This window comes from Pseudoflavonifractor sp. An184 (assembly GCF_002160305.1).
GTDB lineage: Bacteria > Bacillota > Clostridia > Oscillospirales > Oscillospiraceae > Lawsonibacter > Lawsonibacter pullicola.
This window is the reverse complement of record NZ_NFKI01000021.1, coordinates 1-13,375: the sequence shown is the minus strand read 5'-3', so window position 1 is coordinate 13,375 and position 13,375 is coordinate 1. Positions and strand designations below refer to the sequence as shown.

Annotated in this window: 10 protein-coding genes; all 10 read right to left on the bottom strand. The window is 55.2% G+C overall.

From position 1 onward, the window contains the following. Positions 1-223: 223 nt before the first annotated feature. The 10 genes from B5F19_RS08645 to B5F19_RS08600 all read right to left on the bottom strand — a co-directional run bounded on the left by B5F19_RS08645 (position 224) and on the right by B5F19_RS08600 (position 13,261). The gene (locus B5F19_RS08645; protein ID WP_087289702.1) at positions 224-1,774 is read right to left on the bottom strand and encodes a site-specific integrase; all 1,551 of its coding nucleotides are present in this window, start codon (positions 1,772-1,774) and stop codon (positions 224-226) included. Continuing rightward, positions 1,732-2,937 (bottom strand): site-specific integrase, encoded by a 1,206-nt coding sequence (locus B5F19_RS08640; protein ID WP_087289701.1) that lies wholly within the window; start codon positions 2,935-2,937, stop codon positions 1,732-1,734. Before B5F19_RS08640 ends, B5F19_RS08645 begins: the two co-directional genes overlap by 43 nt. A 54-nt stretch (positions 2,938-2,991) precedes the next feature. Then, complete coding sequence (locus tag B5F19_RS08635) at positions 2,992-3,198, bottom strand: hypothetical protein (protein WP_087289700.1); 207 nt, start codon at positions 3,196-3,198, stop codon at positions 2,992-2,994. A gap of 176 nt (positions 3,199-3,374) precedes the next feature. Then, positions 3,375-5,333 carry a MobP3 family relaxase gene (gene mobP3 / locus B5F19_RS08630; RefSeq protein WP_204248309.1) on the bottom strand — a complete coding sequence of 653 codons (1,959 nt, stop codon included), beginning with the start codon at positions 5,331-5,333 and terminating at the stop codon, positions 3,375-3,377. Next, positions 5,321-5,740 carry a hypothetical protein gene (locus tag B5F19_RS08625; RefSeq protein ID WP_087289699.1) on the bottom strand — a complete coding sequence of 140 codons (420 nt, stop codon included), beginning with the start codon at positions 5,738-5,740 and terminating at the stop codon, positions 5,321-5,323. Before B5F19_RS08625 ends, mobP3 begins: the two co-directional genes overlap by 13 nt. Positions 5,741-6,044: 304 nt before the next feature. Next, the gene (locus B5F19_RS08620; protein WP_242972749.1) at positions 6,045-6,530 is read right to left on the bottom strand and encodes a helix-turn-helix domain-containing protein; all 486 of its coding nucleotides are present in this window, start codon (positions 6,528-6,530) and stop codon (positions 6,045-6,047) included. 186 nt (positions 6,531-6,716) lie between these two features. After that, positions 6,717-6,932: a helix-turn-helix domain-containing protein gene (locus B5F19_RS08615; RefSeq protein ID WP_087289698.1), complete on the bottom strand. Its 216-nt coding sequence runs from the start codon at positions 6,930-6,932 to the stop codon at positions 6,717-6,719. A 310-nt stretch (positions 6,933-7,242) separates the two neighbouring features. Then, positions 7,243-11,676 (bottom strand): suppressor of fused domain protein, encoded by a 4,434-nt coding sequence (locus B5F19_RS08610; RefSeq protein ID WP_087289697.1) that lies wholly within the window; start codon positions 11,674-11,676, stop codon positions 7,243-7,245. A gap of 41 nt (positions 11,677-11,717) precedes the next feature. Further along, positions 11,718-12,287, bottom strand: coding sequence for a hypothetical protein (locus tag B5F19_RS08605; protein ID WP_005928002.1), 570 nt, complete (start codon positions 12,285-12,287; stop codon positions 11,718-11,720). 14 nt (positions 12,288-12,301) lie between these two features. Then, the gene (locus tag B5F19_RS08600) at positions 12,302-13,261 is read right to left on the bottom strand and encodes an NTF2 fold immunity protein (protein ID WP_087289696.1); all 960 of its coding nucleotides are present in this window, start codon (positions 13,259-13,261) and stop codon (positions 12,302-12,304) included. Positions 13,262-13,375 lie beyond the last annotated feature (114 nt).

Below are 13,375 nucleotides of genomic sequence, written 5' to 3'. Positions count from 1 at the left end.
CCTTTGACCCACACTGTGACCCACACGGGGAAACGAGCGGACGGAGACAATGGACACAAGAGCTCCGGAAAGGATGGCACCCCGGAGTGAAGAGGGTGCAAAAGGGTCTGAAAGCAGCAAACCCTATCCTCCCAATCAGTTGGTAAGGATGAGGTCCCCAGTTCGAATCTGGGTAGCAGCTCCATAAAATACCCGCTTTTCAGACGGAAAGTGGGTATTTTCTTTATTTTTTGCAACTATTTTTGGTAGCTTGAATTTTAGCTTTTGCCTTTGACCACAGAACAAGCCACAGACAGAGATAAGACGGGCCTCCAAGGGCGCTTTGCCCTCGGAGGCCTGTTTGTTCAACTTGCTGGTTTTGCTGCTTCACCTGCTCTTTTCCGGCAGCGATCTCCGCCTTCATTTCCCGGATCAGTTCTGCCAGCTTTTTCTCACACTCGGCTTCCGTTTTCGCGTAGACATTCCGGGCCATGCGCTGGCCATTGACGATGGGGGAGTAACGGCCCTCCCACAGATGGTCGTTGATTTGGGTGACGCAGCCGGTACCTGGTTTGCGCCGCTGTCCCTTGCGGGCCTGGAATGTGCTGGGAGGAGGTTTCTGGGGTGCCACTTCCCGCCTGGGCTTCGGTTCGGCTCTCCCGATCCCCCTGTCGATCTTGTCCGCCGCGCTCTGCCGCATGGCATCGGTGACGTGGGTGTAGGTGTTCAGGGTGGTGGCGCTGGACACATGGCCGATAATGGTGCTCAGCGTCTTGATGTCCATGCCGTGTTCCAGGGAGGCGGTGGCGAAGGTGTGCCGCAGATCATGGAACCGCAGGCGCTTGCACTCCGCCCGTTCCAGCACCGTCTGAAGCCGCTTCCGGACGGCGGCCGGGTCCAGCGGGGAGTCCTCCTTCACGGGCGAGGGGAACATCCACCGGGAGTGGATACCATTTTTATAGGACTTGAGCACGTTCAGGACCGGGGCGGGGAGGAGCACCGTCCGATTGCCCGCCCTGGTCTTGGGCGGGGATACCACCAGCTCGCCTCTTACCCGGTGGACCTGCCGCTCCACCCGCAGGGCGCCGGTACGGAGATTCAGATCGTCCCATTGGATGGCCAGGATTTCGCCCCGGCGCAGGCCGGTGGACAGCTCCAGGAGGAGCAGTTCGTAGCATCCGTCCTCCCTGGCTTGGATCAGTAGCCGCTGGATCTCCTCCGGAGTCAGAACCTTCATTTCTCTGCCCTTGACAGGCGGAAGTTTACAACTGTCCGCTGGGTTGCGGAAGATCAGCTTCTCCTCCACTGCCTTGTCCAGTGCCGCGTGGAGGGTGGTGTGAATGCCCCGGATGGTTTGATCCGAGAGACCTGCACCATAGAGTTCTGTGCGCAGCAGCCGCCCACTCTGTTTCAGGCCGGCATAGAACTGCTGGATGTTCCCGGTGGTCAGCTTGTCCAGCTGGATATGGCCTAAGGCGGGGATGATGTGCTGATAGATCCGCCGCTCGTATGACATTTGGGTGTTGGGCCGGAGGTTTGCTTTCTTGTATTCCTGATACCAGCGGTCCAGCCAGGCACCCAGCGTGATCCCCGGCCTGGTTGGTTCGGGGGCGGGCGTCTCCAGGCGCTCCCGCAGCTCTTTCAGCTTGACCGCACATTCCGTTTTCGTTTTAGCAAGGACATTTTTGGTTTTGGGCAGGCCCTTCTCATCATAGTTGATGACGATGCGCCCTTCCCAGCGGCCATCCTTTCTCAGGCGGACACTGCCGTCGCCGTGTTTTCTGCGTTTTGCCACGGAGCCATCTCCTCTCCCAAATAGTCGGTCAGGAACCCGCCCACGATCTCCGACGCCCGCTTTTGCATATCCCCGGTGGTGTGGGTGTAGGTGTCCAGGGTGAAGCTGGCTTTGGTGTGGCCCAGAATGCCGGAGAGCGTTTTGGCATCCACTCCGCTGGCCAGGGCGTGGGTGGCGAAGGTGTGCCTTAAATCGTGGAATCTAAGTTCAGGCAGTCCGGTCTCCTGCAGGACTTTTTTCAGCTGGCGGTATGCGGTGCCGGGGTTCAGCGGGGCTTCCGGGCGAAGTGGGTCATGGAAGATCCAAGGTGAGTAGGAAGTCTTTTTTCGCAGCCGCAGCCGTTCCGCCGTGCTGGTGGGCAGGAGGATGGTCCGGGTCCCGGCGTAGGTCTTGGTGTCCCCGGCCACCAGCCGTCCGCCTTTTTCTTTACGCAGCGTGCGGGAGATGCTGAGGGTGCCCTTTTGCCCATCGAAGTCGCTCCACATGAGGCCACAGATCTCACCCAGCCGCAGACCGGTGGTGAGTTCCGTGTAGAAGAAGTCCCGCCAAATCGGGTCCCGGTCCGTTGCGGCCAGAAAGACCTCCAGCTGCTCCTCGGTCAGAATGTTCATCGCCTTGTGGGGAACTTTAGGAGGTTTCACGTGTTTGGCAGGGTTGTTGGGCATCAGCCCCTGGTCTGCCGCCGCTTGGAGGGCCTGGTGGAGGACGGCGTGGATGCCGTGGACAGTGGTGGGAGAGAGGCCGAGGCTTTGACCGGGGCGGGGGGCGATCCGTCCACGGTCCTGAAGCTCACGGTATAGGTCACGCAGATCCTCAGCGGTGAGTTGCGTGAGCTTCTTCCGCCCCAGGCGGGGTTTGACATGGCGGCCTATGTCACCTCGGTACCGTTTCAGGGTGTCGGGCCGCAGGGTGAGTGACATCTGCTCCAGCCACCGGTCCAGCCACTCTGACAGCGTCATTCTGCTCTCCTCCGTCAGGTCCACTCCCTGATAGGCGTCGATGTTCTGCCGGAGTTTGGTGGTCAATTCTTTTTGGGTATCTGCGTAGACATAGCGGAAGATGGAATCACCGTTTTCCTTGTGGCCCACCACGATGCGGCCCTCCCACCGGCCGTCCTCCCGTTTACGAACCATGCCGTCGCCGGATGGTCTTCGCTTTGCCATTTCCGTCACCTCCGAGATTTTTATCTTTGATTTGCGATGCAATTTTTGGGGGGCTCACTTGATAGGCGGATATTTGTGAGGCTCCGCTACCCATTGATACACCACGGCCCCACAGCGGCGGCAGATCAGATACCGAAGCCGGCTGCCCAGGAGTCCGTGTTTCTTGTAGGTCACAAGCGCCTCGCCGTGCTGCCAGCCCAGGCCCAGATCGTCGCTCCCGCAGTATTGGCACCGCTGGACTGGCATTTGATTAGTCGTCATGTTCTTCATTCCTCCTCAGCAACACAACATACCACAGAAACAGGAAATAGCCAGGGGCACGGCGCACTATTATCAAATTGTTATCATTTGGGGGCGCAGTTTCAGTTGTCAGTTCCCGCTGGGCATCAGATCCCGAGGGCTTTTTGTTGTTTACAGTGCCGTAATTTTTGAGGGGGTCACATCCCGCCCATGATCATTCCTCCCTGGTTCTGCTCCTCTGCGTGGTCGTCCGGCTTGTGGCCCATGGCGATTTTCTTCTCCTGGATTTTTCTTCGGAGTTTGCGGTCAACGTGTAGGCCGCCGCTGGAGTGGGGCAGGGAGCGATCCTCAAAGATCCGGCTCATGTGGTAGAGCAGGCGCGTGGCCGCCAGCATGACGGAGGGCGGACGGAGGTCGTTTTGCCGTTCCAGGAAGAACTGAGCGTACTGGTTCCCCTGGGCGGCGGAGCGGCTGAACCAGACCATCGCCTTGGTCTGGTCGTGAGTCACTCCCTGCCCAGTCAGGTATAACTTACCCAGCATATACTGGGCGTACTGGTCGTCCGCTTCTGCAGATTGTGTGAACCAATCTACCACTTTGGAGGTATCTTTAGTCAGCACCTCGCCGGTCAGATACTCCTTTCCCAGCCGGTAGGCGGCCCAGGAATTTCCCTGGGCCGCCGCTTCTTTCAGCCAGCGGATGCCTTCGTCCGGTTCTCGGACTTCGGGATCGTCAGAGAGAAGCAGTTTACCCAGGGCATACTGTGCCTCTGGTAGGTTTCGTTTGGCCGCTTGGGTGAGCCAGTGCTTTTCCTTCTGGATGTCCGGAATCAGCAGAGGACCGTCCCGATAGAGCTGACCCATCAAGTATTGAGCATGGGTGTCGCCTCGCTCCGCCAGCCGCTCCAGTTCCTCTGCCACCTCGTCACGGTCTGCCAGAGAAAGAGACTCGTCCCGGATGATCTGCCGCAGTTTCCAGCAGGCATCAGACTCACCACGCACCTGCTCCGCCTCGTCGTGGCCAGCCAAGTTCGCATCCTCGAAAGTGATCTCCCCCAGACGGATACGCTCCGCCTCCTGGATGACAGCGTTTTTGATCTGCCGGAACTCCTTCTCCTGGGACAGCTTTTTCTTCTCTCTGGGTTTGTCGTGGTAGTAGCTGTCAACTTCATTTTGAAGGGTGTACCACTGGTCGTAGCACGCCTGAACCACCGGCAGTTCCTCCAGTTTGTCCACTACCTCGTCCACCGTTTTCTTCACAGATTTGGGGAGATAGCCGTAGGACTTCTTGCCCTTGACAACCTCCAGCTGTCCAGCCAGCTGCTCCATCTTCTGCTCGATCTCAGGAGCCGAGCAGATACTCTGCGCCATCTCACGGGTCAGACGTCGAATGGCCCTGCGTGCCTTCCACACCAACTCATCCCGCGACTGGGACTTTTGCTCGTAGGTGTGAAGCATCTCCTGCCGGAAGATCTGATTGGTCAACTGAGACTTAATCTTGTGGATACCCTCCCGCGTCAGGTATGCCTCGCTTGGCATCGTTGACCACGCCATCATGTGGACATGGGGGTGGTCACCCTCGTCGTGGTAGGCGGCGTACCAGCGGAAGTTTCCCGGAGAAATATTCATCGCTGCGGCGATGTCATTGCGGTTAGCCCGGAGCAAATTTTGCCACGCCCTGGCGTTGTCGTAGCCAAGACGGGCGGCATCCTCGCGTTTCAGGGAGATGATGTGGGTCCAAATGTTGCCGGTGTAGTGATCCAATTCGTCCATGGCTTGCTCCAGATTCACACCGTCCTCGTCCCCAAAGAGCCCGTGGTCACCAAGCCGCTCCGCCCGTGGACGGGTGGCGATGTACTTCATGTAGCCGTCTGACTGCTGCACCGCCGGCCAGTTTTCCTCCAGCGCCCTGGTGATAAATGCAGAGGCGTTTGCTTTGGTGGGCTTGGATTCGTAGTCCAAATACTCACCCAGCTCCTTCGCCTCCGGGAAATCTTTTGTCAGTTTTCTGACCAACTGCTCCTGCTTTCTCGTTGGCGGACGGTCATCCGGGAGCAGTTCCACCCGCTCTCTGGTCCCGATGTAGCGCAGATAGCCGCTGACAGAATTTCCTCCGTCACACTTCAGGTAGGGGCTTTTCAGGATCAGTCTTGCCACTCATCGCCCTCCTCCCAAGCCCCACGTACCCGCTGCTCCAGCGAGACACGGCCGTTGGTCTTTTTCACATTTTGCACGCTCTCCGATCTCCGGCGGCGGAGATCCTCGTCGCTGAATTGATAGGCGTCGGCGAGGATACCGGCCACCATGTCCTGCTCCACCGCCTGCCGGAAGGCCAGGGAGGACAGCCGCTCCTCCAGTTGTCCCAGCCGCCCGTCCAGGTAAGACTTGATGGAGGCGGGGAGGAAAAGGCCGGCGTCGTTGGCGCTGAGGTAGTCCAGGTAAAAGTCCACCGCCCGCTCGACGAAGGCGGTCATGCTCCGGCTTCCGTCCTCCTGATACCGGCGCTCCAGGATGGCTTTCTTCTCTGGGGTGAGATAGAAAGCAAATCTCTCTTTTTTGCCCATAAATTGCTCCTTTCCGGGGCATGACCCCTATTTTTTCGTTATGGCAGTAGGAGTTCGGGGATTGTGACCACAAACGTGATCCCCGCCGCCTGTTTTTGACCCCACTTTTGATACACCCAAAACTCCCGTAACTGCCCGCACTGCGGGCAGTTGTGACCGGCCGAAGGCGCCACCGGCGACCCCGGCGTTTATCCTGCTTTCCCTTTCGTCCTCGAGATTTCCTCCGAAAGCGGGCCAAATCTGCCTTGAAAGCCCTTGGTGGGGCAGGGACTCTGCCACACCCCGAAGGAGGGCGCACAGCGCCTCACAGTGGGGCACACGTGGCGCTCTCTGTGCTCTGTGCCAGGAGCGCCTGCGCCTGCTGCCACCGCTGCCGTTCCTCCAAGCGGAGCATCTGCTGCTGGTAGCAATGATCCATCGTCGCCTGGATTGGCAGGATGGTGTACAGGTTGTTGCCGTTCTGTTTCATGCCGTGTTTGTCGATGTAAGAGGTATTCTCGATGGTAATGAACTGCCTGTCCGCCAATTTCGTGATGTGCTTCATCACAGTGGACACGGTCAAGTGTACTGCAGCGGAGATGGTGCGGTAGCTGGGATGACACTGATGTGTGCGGCGATCCTCGCAGTAGAGCAGATAGGCGTAGACCGTGATGGCTCCGTGACCGATGTTCATGAAAAACAATTCATTGGGCAGAGAGAAAAAGTTCTTGCCGTTGCTTTTGAGTATTGGAACCATGTACTGATCCAGCAGTCCGCGACGGTTGAGTTCGGCAATCTGCTTCACAGCCATGTCCTTGCTCATGTGCAGTTGGGATGCGATTTCATCCGCACTGGGCAAGGCATTTTTGTTGCAGTAGACATGCAGATAGCAGAGATAGGCGAGGATAGCAAATCCCTGGGGTTTCAGTTCCCATTTCCAGACACCATTTGGAATTGGGAAGCGGCGTCGCTTTGGATCAGGTTGATTGAAAAAAACTCATTTGTGCACACCTCCCTCTGTGTTCTCCATCACCCATTGAATGAACTGTTCCTTGGGTACCACCATGCGGCTGCCCACACGCAGCACCGGAAAGCCTGGTTGGCGCATCAGTTCATACCCGCTGGACAGCGATACGCCCAGTACCTTTGCCACCAATTCCGAATTGAGAAACAGCGGCAGTTCGTCGTAGCTTTTATAGACAGATTCTTTCATGTTGACCATCTCCTTTTCAAAACTCCCTCTACTTCTTTAGCCGCAAACATTTGCGTGTGACATAGTTTTGACATAACCTTTGGATGGTGTCCGAGTTGTCTCTCTACTTGTATTGGGGAAAATATATCCCCCTGACATACTTTTGACAGAAAAACGGAGCGCCTGCTTTGTCGCAGGCGCTCCGTTTGAGGTTCTGGTAATTCACTTTTGTCTTGGCTTTGGCAGTCGGTAAGTTCTTTCTGCCTTATTTCGCTCCTCCAGAGGCTGGACAAAGGCAGAGAAGAACTCCTTTATGACGCGCAGGCTCCCATTAATCCCACCAGAAGTACCAAACAGTGGACTGCCGCAGCACATCGGCCAGAGCACCCACGGTGGCTTCCTCCGGGCCCTGGTCGATCACATCGGGGCAGAAGCCATACAGTTCCACTGCTGCATCCATAGCCTTCTCCTCGGAAACGGGAGCCGGGAGCAGGAACTCCAACTCGTCGTGGCTCATGGCAGCGGGCACCGCCCCATGCTGTTCAAACCAGTATTTCGCAACTGCCATTAACTTCGGCGTGTTAGGACATTCATTCCAGCCACCAAAGGGCAGATAGGCAAAAATCTCCCAAGGATTCTTCACGGGGATTTTAGCCAGAATGAGAGGATAGGTCATATTATGATCGGAGTTCCAGTAGCTTGAAAAACGACGGTTATCATATCCGCCCTCCATCTCGCCCAGGATCTCCTCATCCCAGTCCATATCGTCATCCTCGGCTTCTTCCTTGCGCTGCCCAATCATTTCCTCCAGGACTGCCTTACTGTTCTCGACAGGGGCGGAGAGCATTTTCTTCCGGTATTCGGCAACTTTGTCCGGGTCGAAAGCATAGTCGTCCTCGCCATCACTGTCCGGGTCAGAATTCATAATCAGGCATTCCCACAGGATTTCGTCATCCGCCTTAATCAGAACCGGCACAAAGCCCTCTTTGACACTTTCCCGTTTGGCATAGTTGTATGCCGACATGATGGGGTCATCATCCGTCATTGAGGGGAAATAGGTACATTCACAGTCCAGATATTCCATCATGGCTTCCGCAAGGTCCGAAGGTTCCAGAGTGGCCTCATCGAAACTCTGTCCCTGCCAGTTGACGAACCGCTTTTCCATGACTTTTGCCATAGCCTGGTAATAGTTTTCATCAAATGGGATGAACAGATAGGCTTCATCCTGGAACTTATCGGAATAATATTGCTCTGAACCGAAATACTCCAAAGCATAGTTATCAATGTCGCTGGGGAAGTACGGGCTGTCCGCCTCGCCATAGTAATATCCAGCAAAGGCTGCGCCCTCCTTGTTGAACAGTGCCCCAAAGAGCTGTCCTTTCAGCTGGTCCCGGATAAAGCCACGCAGATCGGCGCGGCTCAGATCTGCCATAAACGGCTGCACCTGTTCCCAGTACCGCTCCATAAATTCCGCGCTCATCAGATCATGCTCCATGCACCAGCGCAGATAGATTGCCATGTGGTTGTATGCATTGATCTCATCCACCGGCAGGCCCTTTTCCTGAATGGATTCCAGGTGCCAGGCGGCATCGTCCATATCGCCGGTGAACTCCTCCTCTGCAAGCGTTCCTCTGGTAATGGCATTCTGTCGGGTGGGATTGACCACAAAACTGATGCCTGCCATCTTTTCCAGCAGAGCGTCCGCGTCATGCTCCATCTTATACTCCATCTCATTATGATAGAGCGGGATCACCTGATAGAAGTTGACCTCCTCGCCGCTTGGCAAAGTGCAGACTTCGCCTCCGTTCCAAACAACATCCTGCGGACCCACCAGAAGTGCGCCGCAGAGTTTCGTGTTCTCCGCAAACGGCGATTGCTTGCCCATTGTGTGGCCAAAGCCCAGCCAGGTATCGTTGGAAATGGGCAGGCGGGCCAACACTTTCAAGAGGCCAATAGGCCAGTACCACCTCTCATCCTTCAGGGATTCCTCATCCAGTTTCCAATCCGGTGGCAGAGCGATGGCCAGCTCTGCTCGCTCCAGCTTGTATTCCGCCAGTTCCTCCGGCACATTCATCCGGTGAGCACCCATGCCCATCGTTACCAGTGTGTAATAGTCCCGCTCATCAGAGGGAGGAACAACGCAGATGTCCACATGGATGTCAGGGGAAACCAGCTCATGGAACACATTCTCAAACTCACCAAAGGTGTTTTTGATGTGCTGCTCTATCGCAGACATCTCATCCTCCGAATAAACCTCCGGCTCGCTGTTTTTTCTTGAGGACCAGAAGGCATCCGCCTTCGTGCCGTCCGGGTTCAGGAAAATCTGAAAATACTGATCGTCTCCCGGCTGTTGATAGACAAGACCAATGCGGCGGGTCTGGTCCACAAACACACCTGTTAGAATGCCCTCTGGTTCTCCTTCAGGGGTGTGGGTTAGCCATTCACCGCTGTCCAGCCGTTCCTTGAGCTGCCGCAGCCAGTCGGTTCCCATCTTGGAGAGTCCAGCTTCGTTCATACGGAAGGAAAGCTCCACAAGATGTTCCTTCACCGGGTATTGGAATTCACAGCAGGGGGAATTTTTCTGATAGCCATACCGTTCTGGGCGGAACAACTCGTAAAATTCGGCAAGCCCCGCTTCGTCCACCCGAATACAGGCCAGGGCGCGCTGCTTATCATCCACATCTGGGCCCAGCCCCTGCTGGAGCAACTGGTCGTCATTGGGGTTGATCCAATGGTATTCCATCTGTTCCAGGGTGGCTCCGGCTTTGATCTCTTTTTGCAGGGTCAGGAACTCATAATCGCCCGGTTCCAGCTTTAATCCCTGTTTCACGGCATCCAGCGCGCCGGTTTTATCACCAAAATACGCCCGCAGCTTGCCCACCTGCAGCCAGACCCAGGGGTAGTCCGGCTCCTCCCGGGCGCCTTTTTCCGCGTAGTTAAGCGCTTCTTCCAGCCTGCCGCAGTACATCAGCGCCACGGAATACCGGTAGTACCAGGTCGCACAGCCTGCGGCGTTTTTCTCGGAATCCTTCATCCACTCCGCGGCACGGTAGTAGTGGATATAGTCATCCAGATTGTTGCAGGCGAAGGCGTACCAGAGGGCGATCTGCAAATCCTGGTGCGCCTGCTTTTCGGTGAATCGCCCTTCTTCTACGCCGTTTTTGATGAAAACCTCCAGCCAGTCGAGCATTTTCCCAAAGTAAGCGGCAGTTCCTTCGTCAAAGGACTCCAGTATTTCAATATCCTCTGTCGAGAGCAGGGAGCCAGTTTCCTCATGAATATCAGGCTCCGGTTCTTTCTCGTCCAGTAGCGGCACACCGCCCACATCCCGCCGAAATGCGTGGAAGTGAGCATAGGGCAGGTCGCTTCCCTCAAAGAATGCCTGTGCCGCTGTTAGTACAGCGGGCAGATCCCAGGCGATAAAATCCAGATACCCACAATACAGACCAGTGGCCCCACCCAGGAAGGTCACGGCTTCCTCTCCTGCATCCCGTAGGATGGCATCCCGCAGGTTATCCCGGAAATCCAGAATAGCTTTCACTCGTTCCTCACCGGTAAAACCGGACAGCGGGTACAGGAGGAATCCAGCGGCAATGCCATCCTTGTGGTACTCATCCACCATATCACTGCGGGCAGTCAGGTAGTCGTTGATGAGCACCGGCAGGCGGCAGCTTCCAGTATAAACATCCAGCCGCCAGTCAGCCTCCGGGTCCTCCACCGGTTCCAGTTCATAGGCAAGATAACTGTTTTCCAAGTAGTCGATGCCATCCCGCCAGAGAGAAAGCCCCATGCTTTGCAGCAACTCCGGCAGTTCGGAAAGCAGCTTGGCCGGTTCGTCTTTCGGTTGAGCATAAACATCAAACCCAGCAACAAAGGCGATAGCGGAAACTTCTCCGATGGCTTGATCCACCAGCATAGAGAGTGCCCACCAGACCTTGTCTGTGTCCTCCTTCAAGATCGGGGTCAGCTTTTCACAGTAAAGGACCAGACTTACCTGATGATCCTCTGTTTCCTCTGCCCACATCTGCACATCCTCAGCCCGAACTTCAATCTCTCCAGCTCGCAGCTCGAACCCCTCACAGGGCTGGCGGCCTACCCAGATATTCCAATGCTCAAGCACCGATTCTGGGGCCTGCTTCTGGAAGTACACCAACGGGAACAGGCGGGAGCGAAGCCCCTCTGGACTGAGGATCAATTCATGCTTTTCGCCATTGAAGCCCAGCTCGAAGGAAGTATCACGCAGGGCCGTCTTGAGTGCATTCCCGCATTTTTCAACCAGTTCTTCGCCGCGCTGGTGTGTTTCGTCCGTATCTATGATTTGACGCAGTTCTGCCTCAATCTGAGAAAAGGCTGCCCATGCTTCCTGCGTCCTTTCACGGAAGTTCTTTTCAAAGCGGGGCAGGGACAAACGACGGCGGCAATCGTTTATGTACTCCTGAGTATCTTTGTCTCCGGGGCGGGCTTTCAGGGCCTTTTCAAAGTAACGCAGGGCGGGGCCTTCCTCATCCAGACAGTAATAGGCCAAAGCGATTCGATAATTCCAGCAGTGATCTTCGGCAAAATACTCCTCATGGGGAGCCAGAAGTTCCAGCGCCTTTTCAAAAGGCTCCCGTTCTCCTATATGTGCAACGGCAATATATGCCTTGGCCAATTCGCTGTCCAGTTCCGGGGTGCGCTCCTCGGCAGGAATCGCTTCCAGGGTGTCGATTACCTTCTGCGCTTCATCCTGTTCAAACCATTGCTGGCATTGTTTCAATAAATCCATATCATGATCTCCTTTTCCATCTTCGGTAGGGATAGGTTTCACTAATAAGCAGAGCTTGTAATTTCAAAGCTAAAATTCATATCTGCATTTATGGTGGCTTCTTCATTTGTGGCTGGTTGTATCACAAACTCAAATGTAGGTTCATAGTCCCCGTCCTGCAAGGTTTCTCCACCCAAAATCTCGATATGATACCAGCCATTTGCAAGCTCAATCATCGGCTTCTTATGCACTCTATAGTAAGAAATCAGATCTTTCACCTTTTCAGGCGTAAACTGTTCCAATATTGGCCATGTAAAAAGCATCAGCATATTATGATCTACTTTGAGGGAATAGCCACTTTTTCTAAGCTGCAATCGGTTTCTTTCTTTGCACAGCTCCGGTCTATCACCAGAGAGATTGAACAATATGGTATAGGGATAGTTTTCAATACCGGTCATTGGGATTACAATTCCTTCGGCAAATATCCTGTCGCCGCTTTCGTTTGTGGTAAACTCCATCGCTAAATCATCTGAAAGATGATTTGCCTGCTTCCAGTCCTCCAGCAACAAAATGTCACCAAGGAGAAAATAATTAACAAGATCGTTTAATACTTCCGTAAACCTATATATCATCCATTATGCCTCCCTTACAATCCTGTCCGTTGCCAGCCGTCCAGCCGCTCCTGCACCGCGTCAATCATCCAACCCTCGCCCACGCGCTTCATGAGAAAGCGGCGGTCAAAGCTGGTATTTTTCTCTCTGGTGTAGATGTAGAGCTTGTTCTTAGTGATCTGTTCCGCGTCAAGGAATTCTTCCCCGTTGTAGGTGCCCTGGGCGCTGTATGAGAGGGCCAGAGGCCGGTAGCCCAGACGGGGCTTTTCGCTCACATACTTCTCCCAGATCGCCAGCAGGCGGGGCACAGCCTCGGCATCTTCAAACCCAACCTGCTCCATGTACTGCTCCCATTCTGTCATTTCGGCAAAGAAAGCGGACAACACATTGCGGCATTCCGACGCTGCCTGCTCATCCAGCTGGACGGGCTTTTTGGCCTTTTCCCGCTGGAGCTGGGAGAAGTGTTCCATCTGCTCCTTGGTAAATTGCACATGGGCCACCGGATGGATGTAGTTGTTGCCGGCGACAGCCAGTAGTCCATCATAAGTAACAGCAGTGTGGTCGATCCAGATGTGGGAGAGTTTGGGGATGGAGGCTGCTCGAAGCAGACCGGCATCCTCCAGCCTGGTGTGGTCAAGGGCCAGTAGATCCAGCTTACAGCTTTGCAGGACGGACAAGCCGCTTCCGTCGATCCCGGCATTCCCGGTCAGCAGCAGATAGCGCAGCTTGGGCATGGCGGAAAAAAAGGGGAAACAGGCGTCGGTGAGGGTGCCGTTTTCCACGCCGAAGTTGACCATGCTTTTATGCCCGGCAAAGGGGGCCAGCAGTTCATCCGTCACCGGATAGCCTTTGACATGGAAGCCCACCAGGGTGTAACCGGCCAACCGCTCCATGATCTCTGCGGTCAGCTTCGGAATATCAAATTTCTTTTCTCCATCTAAAGTTAGGACACCGTTTTCCCAATCCGCTGTTCGTGTCCGTTTTGGCCATTCCATAGCTTTCCTCCTCGTATAATAAGTTTGAAAGTTAATAATTCAGATATCAGCAGGCTTAGAGATGCCCGTGATACAATAGCTGTAGGACAGCAGGGTCAAGTTCTCTACCTCCTG